Below are 15,332 nucleotides of genomic sequence, written 5' to 3'. Positions count from 1 at the left end.
GCAGCTGAAAGGTGCAGTCTAGGCACGTGATGGAGCCGCGCAAGGCGAACGGGCGCGGCATATTTGTGCAGGTTGGGAGTGTTTAAGGCGCGGCCGCAGCGCAGGCAGGCCTAGCCGGCAGAGCTCACAGGTGGCTTGGCCGCGGGCTTGGTGACGGCGCAGAACCGCAGCACGATACGCGTGCCGGTATGGTCGGGATCGCGTTCGACGGAAGCTTCGAGCTTGCTGGCCATGGCATTGACGATGCGCTGGCCCATGCCGGTGGAGCGCGGGTCGACTTTCACGTTGAGGCCGACGCCATCGTCAGTGATCGACAGTTCGAGCTGGTCGCCCTGCGCGGTGAGCACGACATGGATCGGGCCGGCTCCGTCGGGATAGGCGTATTTGACGGCGTTCATCACCAGCTCGTTGACGATGATGCCGATGGCTACGGCGCGGTCCGGATCGATCTCGACAGATTCGGCTTTCAGCGTCAGGCGCGACATCCGGTTGCCCTCGGCCGAGCGGCGGAGATCTTCCAGCAGGGCTTCGAGATACTGATTGAGCAGCACGCTGTTGAGGTCGTGCGAGGTGTACAGCCGGCGATGGACCTGCGCCACGGCGGCGACCCGGCCCATGGCGTTGGTCAGCGCCACCTTGACGTGATCTTCGTTGGTTGAGTTGGCCTGCAGATGCAGCAGTGAGGCGATGATCTGCAGCGAGTTGCCGACGCGGTGATTGACCTCGCGCAGCAACACTTCGCGCTCGGCCGCGAGGGCTGCATAACGATCGCGCGACGCGTGGACTTCGGCTTCGGCGTCGTCGCGTGCCTTTGATATCAGGGCTTGTTTGATGGCGGTCGTGCAGGCGACATGCAGCAGCGGCAGGAAGTCGCCCTGGGTGTCCTTCACCAGATAGTCGGCGGCACCCGCCTTGAGGGCGGTGACGGCGATCTTGCTGTCCTGCGACGCCGTGACGAACACCACCGGGGGCGGCGAGGGCAGCTTCTGGATCTGCTCAAGCGTTTCTAACCCATCGAGGCCCGGCATGTACTGATCGAGCGCGATGACGTCGATGCCACCCTGCTTGACCCGTTCGATCCCGGCTTCGCCATTGTCGCAATGCTCGACGCCAAAGCCCTGCCGCGTCAGGCCGCGCGACACCAGCCGCGCAAGACCTGCGTCGTCATCGATATACAGCAGCGTTGGCGTCGTCGCAGATATCATGTGGACGCTTGCGGAACCTGAATGACGGAGAAAAACAGACCGAGTTGGCGGATCGCGTTGGCGAAGCTCTCGTAGTTCACGGGCTTGGTGATGTAGACGTTACAGCCCAATTCGTAGCAGCGCTTGATTTCCTGCGCGTCGTCGGTGGTGGTGAGGACCACGACGGGCGCGCATTTGAGAAATTCGTTCTCTTTGACACGCTTCAGGATATCGATCCCGGTCATGTCGGGCAGGTTGAGGTCGAGCAGGATAAGCAGGGCTTCGCCCTTGTGATCGAGGCCAGTGCTATCCTTGCCGAACAGATAGTTGACGGCGTCTGTACCGTTGGTGAACGGGATGATCTCATTATTGACACCCGAGCGCCTGATATTGCGTTCGATCAGACGGGCGTGACCCTCGTCGTCCTCGATCATAATGATGGTGACTGGCTTACTCATGTTTGTTTATCCCGGTTATGCCCCGTCCATCTGGCCGGCAGCGTGACGGTGAAGTTGCTGCCGTTGCCGAGTTCCGATGACACCGACATGGTGCCGCCCATTCGTCGCACCAAAGCGCGCACATGGGCCAGTCCGATGCCCTGGCCGGGCTTGTCCTGTGTACCCGCACGGCGGAAAAGATCAAAGATGCGTTGATGATCTCGGGGATCGATGCCGCGGCCGTTGTCGATGATCTCGAAGATCGCAAAGCCCATCTTGGTGCGGCCCTTGACGAGAATGTCGCCAGGGGTGCCGGGCTTCAGATATTTCAGCGCATTGTCGATCAGGTTGCCGAAGATCTGTTCCATTGCGAGACGATCGCTCTCGATGTCAGGCAATGGCTCGATGCGGATCTGGGTTTCGGTCTCGGCTGCCTGATGCGCTACGGTGGAAGCGATGCCTTCGATGAGTTCGCGGGTGTCGATCTTGACGGGCTTGAATTCGCGCCGGCCCTCGCGGGTCAGATTGAGGATGGCACTGATCAGGCGGTCCATCTTGCCGATCGACGATTTGATGAAGCCGAGCGCTTCGGTGAAATCGGCGGAGAGTTGCTTGTCCTGTTCGGGCAGCGCCGGCTCCGGCAATTCGCCGTTCACATCGGCCACGACCGGCTCTGCATTGGCGAGCGTCGCGATGCGCCTGAAGATGTCGCCGCGCAGCTCCTCGAGCTCGCTCGTGAAGCCCATGATGTTAACCAGCGGCGAGCGCAGGTCGTGGCTGACGATATAGGAGAAGCGCTGCAGCTCGTCGTTGGCCTCGCGCAAGTCGGCGGTGCGCTCCTCAACGGCGGCTTCGAGGTCGATGTTGCTGTCGCGCAACCTGGCCTCCGCCTCATCGCGGGCGTTTGACGAGCGGCGCACGAGGAAGATCGACAGCGCCGCCAGGAGCACTACCAGGCCGGAGCCTGCCACGGTGACCCACGAGGCCCATTGCTGGCTCTGGTCTGCTGTTCGGGTCCGTTCGACGAACAGGCGGCCTTCTTCGGCGCGCATCGCGCGGGTGATATTGGCGATGTCCTGAACGGCCTGATTGGCATCGCCGCGGCGCAGGATATCGATGCTCGACTGGACGTCGTTGTTCTTGATGCGGTCGATACCCCTGGCGAATTCCGCCAGTCGCTGCTCGACGGCTGCGCGCAGTTTGACGGTGTTGGCGACCTGGGCCGGATTGTCGTTGGCCAGGCTGACCAGTCTGTCGACGGCTGGCAGGATGGCCGCCGCCGAGGTTTCGTATTCAGACAGAAACTGCGGACCGGTGGATAGCAGATAGGCCCGCGTGGCGCTTTCGGCGCGGCGGATTTCCAGCAGCAGGTTCGATATCTGGTTCTGGACTTCGACGGTGTGGACCACCCATCTGGAATCGTCACGTGCCTGGTTTACCAGGATGACGGAGGCGGCGCTGATGGCGGCAAGCACCAGCAATCCCGCCAAGAGCAGCAGGATTTGCCAGAGCGCTCGCCTGCGGGCGGCGTCAGCGGTCACGTAATACTCGCTTGGATTGCAGACTGAACTTCAATATGGCCCCCGCCGCCGGACGGCTCCCGGCAGCACTGAAACGCGGATGGAGGCGATTGGTTCCAGCCTGCTGCCAAATACTTCAGGTCTTGGGAGGCTTGCCCGCGAGATACTGTTCCAGCCAGTGGATGTGGTAGTCGCCCTCGATAATGTCGCTTTCCCGGGCCAGGGCCCGGAACAGCGGCAGGGTCGTCTCGACGCCGTCCACTACGATCTCGTCCAGGGCCCGGCGCAGCCGCATCAGGCATTCCGGCCGGTTCTTGCCGTGGACGATCAGCTTGCCCACCAGCGAGTCGTAATAGGGCGGGATCTTGTAGCCCTGATAGACCGCGGAATCGATGCGGACACCGAGGCCGCCGGGGGCGTGATACTGGGTGATCGTGCCGGGCGAGGGCCGGAAGGTCTCCGGGTTCTCGGCATTGATACGGCACTCGATAGAATGGCCGATGATGTTGACCTCTTCCTGGGTGCAAGGCAGGTCGCCGCCGGCAGCGATGCGGATCTGCTCGAGCACGAGATCGATGTCGGTGATCATCTCGGTGACGGGATGCTCGACCTGGATGCGGGTGTTCATTTCGATGAAATAGAACTCGCCGTCCTCGTAGAGGAATTCGATGGTGCCGACGCCGAGATACTGCATGTCCTGCATCGCCTTGGCGCAGATGCCGCCGATCCTGGCGCGCGCTTCCGGTGACAGGATCGGCGAGGGGCCTTCCTCCCAGACCTTCTGGTGCCGGCGCTGCAGCGAGCAGTCGCGTTCGCCGAGATGCAGCGCGCCGCCGCGGCCATCGCCCAGCACCTGGATTTCGATGTGGCGCGGCCTGGTCAGATACTTTTCGAGATAGACCGACGCGTCGCCGAACGCGGCCTTGGCCTCGTTCGAGGCAGTGGACAGCGCCATCAGCAGATCGGCTTCGGTCTGCGCGACCTTCATGCCGCGGCCGCCGCCGCCGGCCGCTGCCTTGACGAGGACCGGGAAGCCGATCTCGCGGGCGATGGCTATGGCATCGTCTTCGGGGCCGACGCCGCCGTCGGAGCCGGGCACCACGGGAATGCCAAGCCGCTTGGCGGTCTTCTTGGCTTCGATCTTGTCGCCCATCAGGCGGATGTGCTCGGCCTTGGGGCCAATGAACTTCAGATTATGGTCGGCGAGGATCTCGGCGAAGCGCGCATTCTCGGACAGGAAGCCGTAACCGGGATGCACCGCATCGGCGCCGGTGATCTCGCAGGCGGCGAGCAGCGACGGGATGTTGAGGTAGCTGTCTTTCGACGCCGGCGGGCCGATGCAGACGCTCTCGTCGGCGAGGCGCACATGCATGGCGTCGGCATCCGCAGTCGAATGCACGGCCACGGTCGCGATGCCGAGCTCCTTGCAGGCCCGCAGGATGCGCAATGCGATCTCGCCGCGGTTGGCGATCAGGATTTTCTCGAACATGGCGTTCCGAAGTCAGAGGACGTTGTGGTGTTACTCGATGATGACCAGCGCTTCACCGTATTCGACCGGCGAGCCGTCTTCGATCAGGATCTGCGTTACGGTACCGGCTCGCGGCGCCGGGATCTGGTTCATGGTCTTCATCGCCTCGATAATGACCAGAGTCTGTCCGGCAGCAACCTTGGTGCCGACTTCGATGAAGGCCGGCTTGCCGGGCTCCGGGGCACGGTAGACCGTGCCGACCATCGGCGAGGGCACAGCGCCGGGATGCTTGGTCATGTCGGCGGCGGCCGGTGCGGCAGCAGCTGCGGCGACAGGCGCGGGTGCAGCAGCCGGTGCGGGCGCATAAGCGGGCACAGCGGCAGCAACGCTGATATTCCGCGCGACGCGCACGCGCAGACCGGCGCGCTCTACCTCGATCTCCGTGAGGTTGGTTTCATCCAGCAGCAGCGCCAGTTCGCGGATCATGCCGCTATCGTTGCTGGCTTGCGGCGTGGCGGTCTGTGTGTCGTCAGGCTTGCGGGCCATGGGAAATCCAATGTCTGAAGTGAAAGACGAATAAAGAGCGAAGCGGGCGCGTCACGCGATGGCGTTGGCACCGATTTTTGCGGCAAGGCCGCTGATGGCAAGGCGATAGCCTTCGATGCCGAAGCCGCAGAGGCTGGCAAAGGCTGCCTTGGCGATGAAGGAATGGTGGCGGAAGCTTTCGCGGGTGTAGACGTTGCTGACATGCACTTCCACGGTGGGAATGCGCACGCCGACAATGGCGTCATGCAACGCGATCGAGGTGTGCGAGTAAGCGCCGCCATTGATCACGATGCCGGCCACGTGTTTCTCGCGGGCCTGATGGATATAGCCGATAAGCTCGCTCTCGCTATTGGACTGCCGGCAATCCGCGGTCAGGCCATATTGCGCGGCGGCGGCTGCGCAGAGCTTCTCGACATCGGCCAGAGTTGCATGCCCATAGGTGTCCGGCTCGCGGATTCCGAGCAGGTTGAGGTTGGGGCCGTTGAGCACGTAGATGGTGTTGGTCGTGGTATTGGCCATCGGACATCCCGGGCAATCGCAATGGGCGCGGGTGGGCGCCGTTCTGCCCGGGGTTATAGGTAACCAAACCGCGGAGGGGAAGCCTCTAGAGCCCCGGTTCCCCCAGCCAAATACCTCACCTAATTCATAAAAAGCCCGGTGGAACCTATGGAAAAAGCTTATTAACCAAGGTTAAAGCCGCTGGCGCCATTTCCGGCAATCTGCCGGCTCACGACAGGGGCGGAGCGTGCCGGATAGCAAACGGGCGGACCCTTTCGAGCCCGCCCGGGTGTTGCATCAGACGCGCCGCCTTAGGCATCGAGGACTGCGACGATCTCGAGTGTTCGCGGGTTCACGACGATGATCTCATCGCGCACCAGGAAGAACTCGTAGCCGCGCCAATCCGGATAGACGGTGATGATCTCAGCCGGAAGCGGGTGGAAGCGGACCTCGCGCGGCACACGGGTGCCGACCGAGATCGAGAAGTTCACATTGGTCACGGGCTGGATGTTCTGCTGTTTGATGACCGTGGTGACCTTGGTGCGCTGCTCGGTGGTAAGCTTGGCGCCTGCGCCGGCCTGACCGGTAGTGGTGGTCGACTTGGTCTCGGTCGATGTCGACTTCGTGTCTGCACCCGCCTTGGTATCGCCAGCCTTGGTATCGGCCTTCATGTCCTTGCCGGCTTTTCCGCCGTCATGGGTCGAATCGGTCGCACGCTTGTCGTCACGCTGCATCTTGTCGTCGGACTGCGTCGACTTCACCGCCGGCTTCTGCTCGGACTTGTTGGTGGTGTCGGTCGCTTCGTCCTTGTTGACGGGTGCGTTGCGTTCGGCCGGCGCAGCACGATCAGCAGCCGCGCCGCCTGCGGGCGCACTTGTTGCGCCGCTACGCGCAGCACCGCCCGCCGGTGCGTCACGGGTCATTCCGGCAGCGCCACCACCCGACGTTGCGGCTCCTGCGCCGCCGGGATTTTGCGCGCTAGCGAAACCCGAACCCGCAATCAGTGCAGCAGCGGCGACGCTCATCAATAAACGGTTGTTCATCTTGGTTCTCCTCGCGATGCATTGCCCGCCGTACAACGGCACTGATAGAGGGATGTTCCTGAGAAAGTATAGTTCCATTGCTTTTGTTATGAGCATAGGTCACGCCGCGTCAGGGCTTGATCTTCGTCTTGTAGACTTCATCGCCGTTGTCATCGATGACGACGACCTTCCGGTCACTGTCGCCTGCGATATCAACTGCGATTTGATGAGCAATATTCTTGGCCACATCCCTGGCTTGCGTGTCGTCGCTACAATCCAGACCTACGGGGTCCTCCAGCCGGAAACCATCGACAATCTCGAAATGATATTTTGGCATTGCTCGTTCTCCTCCTCCGTAAAGGGCAATCCACCACCGTTGGGGATGTTCCTAAGTCGGAAATGGAATGAAGAAGTCTCAGCCGGAACCAAATGGCAGCACGTATATTGCACCATCGAATAACGAAAATGGCGATGCCAGCCTTTGTGGAGATGATCATTCAGACGATCGCGAAAGCGGCGCCGATCGAGAATTCGGTCTCCGATTTCGTCGCCGAGGTACTGGAAAATACGGCAAACAAGCTGTCGCTGCTTTGAGCAGCGCCCGGATGACGGCGAGACGACAGTCGACGGCATCGCGTAACTATCGCTGTGATATTGATCGATTTCAAAGAGGCCGGCTGTTACGCAGCCGGCCTCTTTACTATGCGTTCGACATGGACAGGGCGGGCTCAACGACTAACATCAGGTCATGTCAGTCGGGATCTGCGGAGCTGTGCTTCGATGAGGAATTGGATTGGAGGAATCCTGGCGCTCGTAGTCCTGTCGGTAGCACCTGCTCTCGGATGGGAGCATTGGGGCGGCGACCGCGGCGGCTCGCGCTTCGCGCCACTGGATCAGATCACCCCCGACAATGTCGTCCGCCTGATAGAGGCTTGGCGCTTCCAGACCGGTGATCTCCTGCGTCGCACACCTGCGCAGATGGCGCACACCAAATTCGAAGCAACACCGCTCCTGGTTGAAGACAGTCTCGTCTTCTGTACGCCATTCAACGAGGTGATTGCGCTCGATCCTGCCAGCGGCCGGCAGAAGTGGCGTTTCGATGCGCGGGTCGCAGCGGATGTGCGTCCGGCCAATCGATGGGTGTGCCGCGGCGTCGCCTATTGGCGTGACGATCGCGCGGGAACCGGCGCGACCTGTCGCAGCCGCATCTTCATGGGCAGCAACGATGCCCGTGTCATTGCGCTGGATGCGGCAACGGGATTGCCCTGTGCTGACTTCGGCGCACAGGGCGAGGTCAAGCTCGATCCGGGAATGCCGCTCGATGGCCCCGGCGAATTCCAGATTACATCGCCGCCGGTGGTGGGCCGTGACGTCGTCGTGGTAGGTTCTTCATTGGCCGATAATCGGCGCGTCAACGCACCGAAGGGCACTGTCCGTGCGTTCGATACGCGCAGCGGCGCGCTGCGATGGTCGTGGGACCCGCTGATCCATGCGGGCATCGAGGCCGGTCACGCCAATGTCTGGGCGCCGATGTCGGCGGATGACGAACGCGGATTGCTGTTTCTGCCCACATCGTCGCCCAGTCCCGATTTCTGGGGCGGCAAGCGGCCCGGCAACAATGCGCACGCCAATTCGGTCGTTGCGCTGAAGATCGACACGGGCGAATTGGTCTGGTCGTTCCAGATTGTGCATCACGATGTTTGGGATTACGACGTGCCGGCGCAGCCGACGCTGGCCCGCATCGATCTTGCAAGCGGTTCGCGCGACGTCGTCATCCAGGCCACCAAGCAGGGCTTTCTGTTCGTGCTGGATCGCACCACCGGCGAGCCGATCTGGCCGGTGGAGGAGAGGGCCGTTCCGCAAGGCGGCGTCGCCGGCGAAGCGCTGTCGCCGACGCAGCCCTTTCCCACGCATCTTCCGATACTGCTGCCACAACGCGTGACGCCGGATGAGGCGTTCGGCGTGACATTCTGGGATCGCGGCAAGTGCCGGGATGAACTGGCCGGTGGACGCAACGAAGGCCTCTACACGCCACCCGCGACGGGCGCCGGGACGCTGCTGTTTCCGATGACCGGCGGCGGCGTCAATTGGGGCGGTGTTGCCTTCGATCCCGTCAGCCAGCTGCTCTATGCCAATACGAGCCGCGCTGTGCATCGGGTTACGCTGATCCCACGCGCCGAGGCGCAGAACTACAGGCCGCCGGCCGGTACCGATTTCGGCGCGCAGCGCGGTGCGCCCTTTGCCATGACGCGGGCGCTTGTAGCGTCGCCGCTCGGTATGCCCTGCAACAAGCCGCCCTGGGGCGCGATGGTCGCGGTGGACCTCAAGGCGGGCAAGGTGCTGTGGGAGTCGAAGGTCGGCACCACCGAGGACATCGCGCCACTGGGTCTCGCACTGGCCACCGGCACACCGCTGGTCAACGGCCTCCTGGCCACGCGCGGCGGCGTGATCTTCACCGGCGCGATGGATGCCTACCTGCGTGCGTATGATGCGAAGACCGGCGCCGAACTCTGGCAGGGAAGATTGCCGGTGCCGGGTGTCGCCAATCCCATGATTTACGCCATCGGTGGAGAGCAGTATGTGGTCATCGCCGCCGGTGGCCATTCCGAATCCGGCACCTCGATCGGCGACAGCGTCGTGGCGTTTCGTCTTGCGCGCGACGGAGAGGCGCCATCGCTGCGCTCGCTCTACATCGATCGTCCCGGTGGTCGGCTCCGCGCCGGCGCGATCGCGTTTGGCGCGGTGCTTGTCCTTCTCCTTGCCGGCGGTGTTACCTGGCGTGCAAGGAGTAAAGCGCTGATGTGACTTACACCCAGCGCTTGTCGGCGGTGAAATCGACCGTCAGCCAGTAACCCGGGCTGAGGCCGCCCATCGCCAGTGCGATCTCGGCACGGATGGCATCAAGTTCGGCGAACGTCTTGCTGATCTCGCCCGATGGCGCGACCAGCCCGATCTCGATGAATTGCTGGCGGCCGGAGCGCATCACATGTGAGCTGTAGTCGCTGAAGCCATGCTTATGCGCGATCGATTGGGCGAGTTCGCGAACCTCTTCGTCGAGATCGCTCGGTGCGACCTGCAGGATGTCGCGCCCGGCGTTCCAGATCGTCGAGAGCGGAAACGGCAGCAGGCAGATCGCAACCACCAGCAGGATCAGCGGATCGACCAGCGGTGCATAGGCCGCTGCTGGAGTCTTCGCCATCACCGCTCCGAGCAGGAAGCTGATGCAGACCGCCAGACTGAGTACACCGCCCATCAGCCAGGCACGGGCATCGATGTCGAGCAGTTGCGAGCCGTGTTCGCCGGCCGAGCGGCGGATATAGATGCTCATGCCGAAGCTGATGGCGCCCGCCACCGCAGCGAAGATGGCGCCGGGGCCGAATTCGATGGCGCGCCCGCCGGTGATCAGTCCGTTAAGGCCGTCGATGAAGGCATAGGCGCAGGCGAAGCTAAGCACCGTGCCGTTGATCAGCGCAAGGATCGGTTCAAGGTGCCAGTAGCCATACTGGAAGCGGTCGTCTTCGCCTCTGCTGATCAGTCGTGCGGTCAGCAATGCAACGCCGGTCATGGCTGCGTCGATCAACGTGTAAAAACCGTCGAAGGCGATAGCACGCGAACTGATGGCGAGCCCGAAAGCGATGCTGGCAAATGAAATGAGAAGCGTGACGTAAATCGAGATTTTCAGGAGCCGCTGCTCCTGTTTGGTATCGGTCAACATTGGGAACTTAAGCGGGGTGCCCGCTGCATCCTTTTTTCCGGTGAGTATGAGTTATTTTATCACAGATGGCGTTCAGCGGCTTTGACCGCCACCGAAAGATAAATAAAAAACCGGCTGCAATGCAGCCGGTTTGTCATATTTCCGCGATGTTCGTCTTAAATCAGGGGGAGGTATCAATCGACCTCGCCGGTTTTGGTACTTACGAACAGATCGCCTTGCCGCAGCGCGCCTGATTGATCTTTTCCTTCAGCGCTTCCGCGCCGACGGCGCCGATCACGACCTGCTTGCCGATGACGTAGCTCGGCGTGCCGTTCATGCCCATGGATTCCGCGAGCTTGAAGTTCTCTTCGATGGTCGCGCGCACTTCCGGGCTGGCCATGTCCTTCTCCAGTCTGGCGACGTCAAGACCTGCTTCCTTAGCCGCTGCCATCGCGCGGGCCTTGTCGGCCTGGCCGCGGCCGCTCAGCAGCTTCTGGTGGAAGTCGAGATACTTCTTGCCGGTCGGATCCTGCATGCGCACGGCGACGGCAACCTGGGCGGCTTCAACCGAGCCGGGCCCGAGCACCGGGAATTCCTTCAGCACGACCTTGAGTTTCGGATCACTCTTCATGATGCCGACCATGTCATCCATGGCGCGCTTGCAGTAGCCGCAATTGTAATCGAAGAACTCGACGAAGGTGACGTCGCCATCCTTGTTGCCGACGACGACGCCGCGTGGCGAGTTGAAGATGGTGTTTGCGTTCGCAGCGATTGCGGCCTGATGCTTCTCGGCTTCAGCCAGGGCCTGACGCTTGGTGAGTTCGGCAGAGACCTCTTCGAGGATTTCCGGATGGGTGATCAGGTAGTCCTTGATGATCTTCTGGATCTCGCCGCGCTGGGCGTCATTGAACGTCTGCGCCGATGCGACCGCGGGGGCGCCACACAGCGCGAGGGCCAAAGCGGCGCAGGCGAGAAAACGGAACGAAGGCATGGGCAAATTATCCTTTGGAAAAGGCCGAGTCAGAAAGCCGCGTGTTATTCGGGAAGCTGCTTAGCATTTTGAGGGCGAAATACGCGTTATTTGTGAAGGCGGTCACGCGCAATTCATCATGGTGCCGCAGGTCTCAGAAGCCGGAATGGTGGTGATCCGGCCCGGTCATTGCAATGAGGGCATGCGGTGCCGGCAATGGAGCGCTTCCGATCTCGTCATCGAAGATCGGTGCCAGCGGCGGTGCAGGCTCATAGAGCACGACCCGGTTCTTGCCGCTGTGTTTGGCCTGATACAGGGCGTGATCGGCGGCCGCCATCAGCCGTTCGGGGGAGGCGATGAGGTCGGAGGACCACTGCGCGACGCCGATGGAGGCGGATAGAGTCCTCACTTTGTGTCCGGCATTGCCAAATTGTCGCGGGCAGGCCGCCAGCACGCGCCGCGCGATCTCGCCGGCCTGCTGCAGGTCAGTGTCGGGCAGCACGATGCAGAACTCGTCACCGCCGCATCGGGCCAGCGTATCGCCGGGGCGCAACTGATCTTGCGCCGCTTGGGCGAATTGCCTCAGGCAGTCATCGCCGGCGCTGTGACCGAAGCCATCATTGACCGCCTTGAAGCCGTCGAGGTCGATCGCCAGCAGTGCGTATGGCCGTGCGGTCCGCCGCGCCATCGCACATTCCTCGTCCATCCGCTGCAACAGGCGGCGGCGATTGCCGGCGCCGGTCAGATCGTCGATCAGCGCCAGTTCGGCTGCGTCGCCACGCAGGCGGTCGATCGCCATCATCAGCAGTCCGTAATTCCATGTCATGGCGAGGAATGCCGCCACGAGCATGAAGCCGGCCTGTACCGCATCGACCGTCACCATGGTCGTCTCGCTGCCGCCCAGATGAAGCAGCGCGGCGATCGCGCGGCAGGCAAAAGCAACAAGCAGGAGAATCGAGAGGTAGCCGGCCATCCGTGCGCCGTGATTGCTGCGCCGATGATCACGCGACAGTAGCAGCGGTAGCGTCAGCGCCACGGGAATGCCTTGGCTCAGCGAGTAGACGACAACGCGCATCGCATATTCGTCGATGACCAGTCTGAAGAACATGAAGCCGGCCAGACTCGCGGAAATCACCAGAGCGGTGGCGATCCAGGATGTAGGCCTGTCGTAAAAGCGGCGGATGCCGACCTCTGACAGACAGAAAGCGAGAACTGTCATCTGCGCGGCGAACAGCAGGCCGATGGGATTGGGAAACAGCAGGCCGAGAGCAGAGCCGGCCGACGCGCTCAATGAGGCGGCGCTCCAGTAGCGGGCCGGGACGAAGTTCGGATAGCAGCGTGCGACATAGGCCCAGACGAGACCTGACGACAGGAAGTTGGCGAGCGTGAACCAGAAGATGGTCATTGTGCTCATTGCCGTCGGTCCCACGTGCGTGTGACGCCGCTGTGTGCGGTTTCGTGATCCGATGGCTGCATTGGTCTCCCCGCCGGACGCGATGAGCGCATCCATTTTCACTAAATGCAGCGAGTTCCGTTAACGGAACCTGACCGCTGCCGGCGAGAAGCTTAGGGTGGTTGTAAAAGGATGAAGATCATAGCGGCGTGCACAGCACGGCAGGGCTCGGTGAGGCCGCGCGTCGGTCTGCTGGCGGGCAACCTTTGCCATCGGCCCGTGTCAGCCCGCCCTTGGACGATCTGATATACCCTCCCGTCGGCTGTGCCGGTGGGAGGGACCATGAACGCCAGGCTTGAACGGAAACTAAGGGTCCTCACGACGATTATAGCCGCTGGCGGCGCCGCCGGCGTGGCGTTCAGTGCCACCCACGATCTGCCCATTCTGCCCGGGCTCGTCATCGGATTGGTGATCAGCACGGTTTTGGGCGGCTTCGAAATCATGGTGGCCGATGGTCCGATCCGGATCTGGTTGAGCGGTCGCTCGTTCACCGCCAACCTCCTGATCAAGAGCGCGTTCTACGCCGTCGTGATTTTGGCCGTGCAATGGTTTCGGCTTGCGGATGTGCTGATCGGGCGGACGCTCGAGATCGCGGAGGATACGTTCTGGTCGAGCCTGGTCTATTCGGTCGTCGTCTCCATCGTCGTCAATCTCGCTTTGGCAATCACCAATCTCGTCGGCGGACGCGCGTTGTTGAACTTCTTCACCGGGCGCTATCACACGCCGGTCGAGGAAGAGCGTTTCGTCCTGTTCGTGGATATTGCGGGCTCAACCAGCCTGGCCGAGCAACTCGGTGGCGTCGGTATCCACCGTTTCCTCGATCGGACCTTTCGCCTGCTATCGCTTCCGGTCGTCGACCATCGTGGCGAGGTGCTCGCCTATGTCGGCGACGAGATGATCGTGACCTGGACGAAGCGGGACGGTGCGATCGATTGCCGTCCGTTGCGCTGCTTCATGGTCATGCGTGACGAACTGGCGCGCAAAGCGAGGCAGTTTGAGCGCGAGTTTGGCACAGCGCCCCGCATTCGCGGCAGCCTGCATTTCGGGCCGGTGATCATCGGCGAAATCGGCGACGTCAAACGTGCGATCGTCTTCAATGGCGACGTCATGAACACCGCCTCGCGGCTGGAAGAGCTCAGTCGTGGTGTAGAGGGCGGTTTTGTCGCATCGAAGGCGGCGATGGATTGCTTTGCCTCGGCACCGCCCTTCACGGTCAGTGCACTCGGTCATCTTCCCATTCGTGGACGTGTGGACGGAATTGTCGCATTCGGTTTGCAGCCGCCGCACGAAACACAATGAAATAAACGCGCAAACAAATGGCAAATCAGTCGTGCAAGAGTTTTCGGACATGGAAACCCGCATGGCCCAGTTTTCAAGATTCACTTTGATCGTTGCAGAGCTCGCGTGATGCCTCGCGCGACGCTTCCCATTATTTGCACGGCGCTGCTGCTGTCGGCCTGTGCGTCGCTGCCGCGCGCTCCGCTGATCGCAAGCGCGCGAGCGACGATCCCGCAGATTCCGTTGGCCAGGATATCGCCCGACGAAGGCTATCGCATCTTTGCGGGATCGCGGCGCGGTGCTGCACCGCTCACCATTCTTGCCTTGTCCGGCGGCGGCGCTGACGGTTCCTATGGCGCAGGATTTCTGAAAGGCTGGTCCGACTCCGGGCTGCGCCCCGATTTCGATATCGTCACCGGCTCCAGCGTTGGCGCCCTTATTGCGCCATTCGCGTTTCTTGGCCCGGGCTATGACGGCCGTCTTGAAGCGATCTTCACCAGCGGCGCTACCGAAAATCTGATGCGTATCGCGGGGATCAACGCCGTTGTTGGATCGGGCGTCTTCAAGGCGGGGCCGATGAAAGACCTTATCTCGAAATATGCCGATGATCGGATCATCGATGCGGTCGGCGCGCGGTATCGTAGGGGCAAGATGCTCATCGTGGCCACCACGAACCTCGACACCCAAGGGACGACGCTCTGGAATATGGGGGAGATCGCAAGCAACGATAGTCCTGGTCGCTATGAGCTATTCCGGAATGTTCTCGCTGCGTCGGCCGCTATCCCCGGGATTTTCCCGCCGGCCCTGATCGCCGTCGAGGCCGGCGGAAACATGTATTCCGAGATGCATGTCGATGGCGGCGTGACGTCGAATATTCTGGCTGTGCCGGAAAGCGTATTGACGGCCCATGCTGGATCGCTGGCTACGAAGTCTCGGGTCTTCGTGATCGTTAACGGCAAGCTGTCGCCCGACGCCTCCTATACGTCGGATCTGACGCTTCCGATCGTGGCGCGCTCGTTTCAGACCTCGGTGAAGGCCAATACGCGCAATGCGATGATCGCGACATACGATTTCTGCAAACGCAACAACTGGGATTTCAAAGCAACGGCCATCGACGCGGGCAAGCTCACCACGAGCGATCCAACCAATTTCGATACTGATTATATGAAAGAGCTCTACGCCTACGGTCGTGCCAAGGGCGGTTCGGCCAGTGGATTTCAATCCAACCTGGAAGGGTTGAGGGGGCAGGGTAGCTAGATGTG

Annotated in this window: 15 protein-coding genes; 4 read left to right on the top strand and 11 right to left on the bottom strand. The window is 61.9% G+C overall.

Annotated elements, in window-relative coordinates; genetic code table 11:
• Positions 1-110: 110 nt before the first annotated feature.
• From RSO67_RS03390 to RSO67_RS03355, 8 genes are all read right to left on the bottom strand, one after another.
• Positions 111-1,205, bottom strand: a complete 1,095-nt coding sequence (locus RSO67_RS03390) for a response regulator (protein WP_410001802.1) — start codon at positions 1,203-1,205, stop codon at positions 111-113.
• Positions 1,202-1,642 carry a response regulator gene (locus RSO67_RS03385; protein WP_089264105.1) on the bottom strand — a complete coding sequence of 147 codons (441 nt, stop codon included), beginning with the start codon at positions 1,640-1,642 and terminating at the stop codon, positions 1,202-1,204. Before RSO67_RS03385 ends, RSO67_RS03390 begins: the two co-directional genes overlap by 4 nt.
• Positions 1,639-3,162, bottom strand: a complete 1,524-nt coding sequence (locus RSO67_RS03380) for a sensor histidine kinase (protein WP_315842362.1) — start codon at positions 3,160-3,162, stop codon at positions 1,639-1,641. The genes RSO67_RS03385 and RSO67_RS03380 overlap by 4 nt, the downstream gene beginning before the upstream one ends.
• A 115-nt stretch (positions 3,163-3,277) precedes the next feature.
• Positions 3,278-4,630: an acetyl-CoA carboxylase biotin carboxylase subunit gene (gene accC / locus RSO67_RS03375; RefSeq protein ID WP_184516990.1), complete on the bottom strand. Its 1,353-nt coding sequence runs from the start codon at positions 4,628-4,630 to the stop codon at positions 3,278-3,280.
• 30 nt (positions 4,631-4,660) lie between these two features.
• Complete coding sequence (gene accB / locus RSO67_RS03370) at positions 4,661-5,155, bottom strand: acetyl-CoA carboxylase biotin carboxyl carrier protein (RefSeq protein ID WP_315842361.1); 495 nt, start codon at positions 5,153-5,155, stop codon at positions 4,661-4,663.
• 51 nt (positions 5,156-5,206) lie between these two features.
• The gene (gene aroQ, locus RSO67_RS03365) at positions 5,207-5,674 is read right to left on the bottom strand and encodes a type II 3-dehydroquinate dehydratase (protein ID WP_315842360.1); all 468 of its coding nucleotides are present in this window, start codon (positions 5,672-5,674) and stop codon (positions 5,207-5,209) included.
• 290 nt (positions 5,675-5,964) lie between these two features.
• A complete protein-coding gene (locus RSO67_RS03360; RefSeq protein WP_315842359.1) occupies positions 5,965-6,696 on the bottom strand; it encodes a DUF1236 domain-containing protein in 732 nt (243 codons plus the stop codon).
• A gap of 109 nt (positions 6,697-6,805) precedes the next feature.
• A complete protein-coding gene (locus RSO67_RS03355) occupies positions 6,806-7,012 on the bottom strand; it encodes a DUF6894 family protein (RefSeq protein WP_315842358.1) in 207 nt (68 codons plus the stop codon).
• A 128-nt stretch (positions 7,013-7,140) separates the two neighbouring features.
• On the opposite strand from RSO67_RS03355, the gene RSO67_RS03350 reads away from it, so the two are divergent.
• Together RSO67_RS03350 and RSO67_RS03345 are read left to right on the top strand one after the other, a co-directional pair.
• Positions 7,141-7,269 (top strand): hypothetical protein, encoded by a 129-nt coding sequence (locus tag RSO67_RS03350; RefSeq protein ID WP_315842357.1) that lies wholly within the window; start codon positions 7,141-7,143, stop codon positions 7,267-7,269.
• Between the two features lie 186 nt (positions 7,270-7,455).
• Positions 7,456-9,480 (top strand): pyrroloquinoline quinone-dependent dehydrogenase, encoded by a 2,025-nt coding sequence (locus RSO67_RS03345; RefSeq protein ID WP_315842356.1) that lies wholly within the window; start codon positions 7,456-7,458, stop codon positions 9,478-9,480.
• A gap of 1 nt (position 9,481) precedes the next feature.
• On the opposite strand, the gene RSO67_RS03340 is transcribed toward RSO67_RS03345, so the two are convergent.
• From RSO67_RS03340 to RSO67_RS03330, 3 genes are all read right to left on the bottom strand, one after another.
• Positions 9,482-10,390 carry a cation diffusion facilitator family transporter gene (locus RSO67_RS03340; protein WP_315842355.1) on the bottom strand — a complete coding sequence of 303 codons (909 nt, stop codon included), beginning with the start codon at positions 10,388-10,390 and terminating at the stop codon, positions 9,482-9,484.
• Positions 10,391-10,589: 199 nt separating this feature from the next.
• On the bottom strand, positions 10,590-11,360 hold the full coding sequence (locus RSO67_RS03335) for a DsbA family protein (protein WP_315842354.1): 771 nt from the start codon (positions 11,358-11,360) through the stop codon (positions 10,590-10,592).
• Between the two features lie 133 nt (positions 11,361-11,493).
• Entirely contained in the window at positions 11,494-12,753 is a 1,260-nt protein-coding gene (locus RSO67_RS03330; RefSeq protein WP_315842353.1) for a GGDEF domain-containing protein, read from the bottom strand.
• 321 nt (positions 12,754-13,074) lie between these two features.
• Between RSO67_RS03330 and RSO67_RS03325 the strand changes: the two genes are divergently transcribed.
• Together RSO67_RS03325 and RSO67_RS03320 are read left to right on the top strand one after the other, a co-directional pair.
• Positions 13,075-14,091: an adenylate/guanylate cyclase domain-containing protein gene (locus RSO67_RS03325; RefSeq protein ID WP_315842352.1), complete on the top strand. Its 1,017-nt coding sequence runs from the start codon at positions 13,075-13,077 to the stop codon at positions 14,089-14,091.
• 108 nt (positions 14,092-14,199) lie between these two features.
• On the top strand, positions 14,200-15,327 hold the full coding sequence (locus RSO67_RS03320) for a patatin-like phospholipase family protein (protein WP_315842351.1): 1,128 nt from the start codon (positions 14,200-14,202) through the stop codon (positions 15,325-15,327).
• The last annotated feature ends 5 nt before the right edge of the window (positions 15,328-15,332 follow it).

This window comes from Tardiphaga sp. 709, from assembly GCF_032401055.1.
GTDB lineage: Bacteria > Pseudomonadota > Alphaproteobacteria > Rhizobiales > Xanthobacteraceae > Tardiphaga.
This window is presented reverse-complemented; position numbering and strand designations above follow the sequence as displayed.

Bases quoted from the DNA above. Each gene is read 5' to 3' on its own strand.
- RSO67_RS03390 (WP_410001802.1), bottom strand. From the start codon at position 1,205: ATGATATCTGCGACGACGCCAACGCTGCTGTATATCGATGACGACGCA.
- RSO67_RS03385 (WP_089264105.1), bottom strand. From the start codon at position 1,642: ATGAGTAAGCCAGTCACCATCATTATGATCGAGGACGACGAGGGTCAC.
- accC (WP_184516990.1), bottom strand. From the start codon at position 4,630: ATGTTCGAGAAAATCCTGATCGCCAACCGCGGCGAGATCGCATTGCGC.
- accB (WP_315842361.1), bottom strand. From the start codon at position 5,155: ATGGCCCGCAAGCCTGACGACACACAGACCGCCACGCCGCAAGCCAGC.
- aroQ (WP_315842360.1), bottom strand. From the start codon at position 5,674: ATGGCCAATACCACGACCAACACCATCTACGTGCTCAACGGCCCCAAC.
- RSO67_RS03360 (WP_315842359.1), bottom strand. From the start codon at position 6,696: ATGAACAACCGTTTATTGATGAGCGTCGCCGCTGCTGCACTGATTGCG.
- RSO67_RS03355 (WP_315842358.1), bottom strand. From the start codon at position 7,012: ATGCCAAAATATCATTTCGAGATTGTCGATGGTTTCCGGCTGGAGGAC.
- RSO67_RS03350 (WP_315842357.1), top strand. From the start codon at position 7,141: ATGGCGATGCCAGCCTTTGTGGAGATGATCATTCAGACGATCGCGAAA.
- RSO67_RS03345 (WP_315842356.1), top strand. From the start codon at position 7,456: ATGAGGAATTGGATTGGAGGAATCCTGGCGCTCGTAGTCCTGTCGGTA.
- RSO67_RS03340 (WP_315842355.1), bottom strand. From the start codon at position 10,390: ATGTTGACCGATACCAAACAGGAGCAGCGGCTCCTGAAAATCTCGATT.
- RSO67_RS03335 (WP_315842354.1), bottom strand. From the start codon at position 11,360: ATGCCTTCGTTCCGTTTTCTCGCCTGCGCCGCTTTGGCCCTCGCGCTG.
- RSO67_RS03330 (WP_315842353.1), bottom strand. From the start codon at position 12,753: ATGAGCACAATGACCATCTTCTGGTTCACGCTCGCCAACTTCCTGTCG.
- RSO67_RS03325 (WP_315842352.1), top strand. From the start codon at position 13,075: ATGAACGCCAGGCTTGAACGGAAACTAAGGGTCCTCACGACGATTATA.
- RSO67_RS03320 (WP_315842351.1), top strand. From the start codon at position 14,200: ATGCCTCGCGCGACGCTTCCCATTATTTGCACGGCGCTGCTGCTGTCG.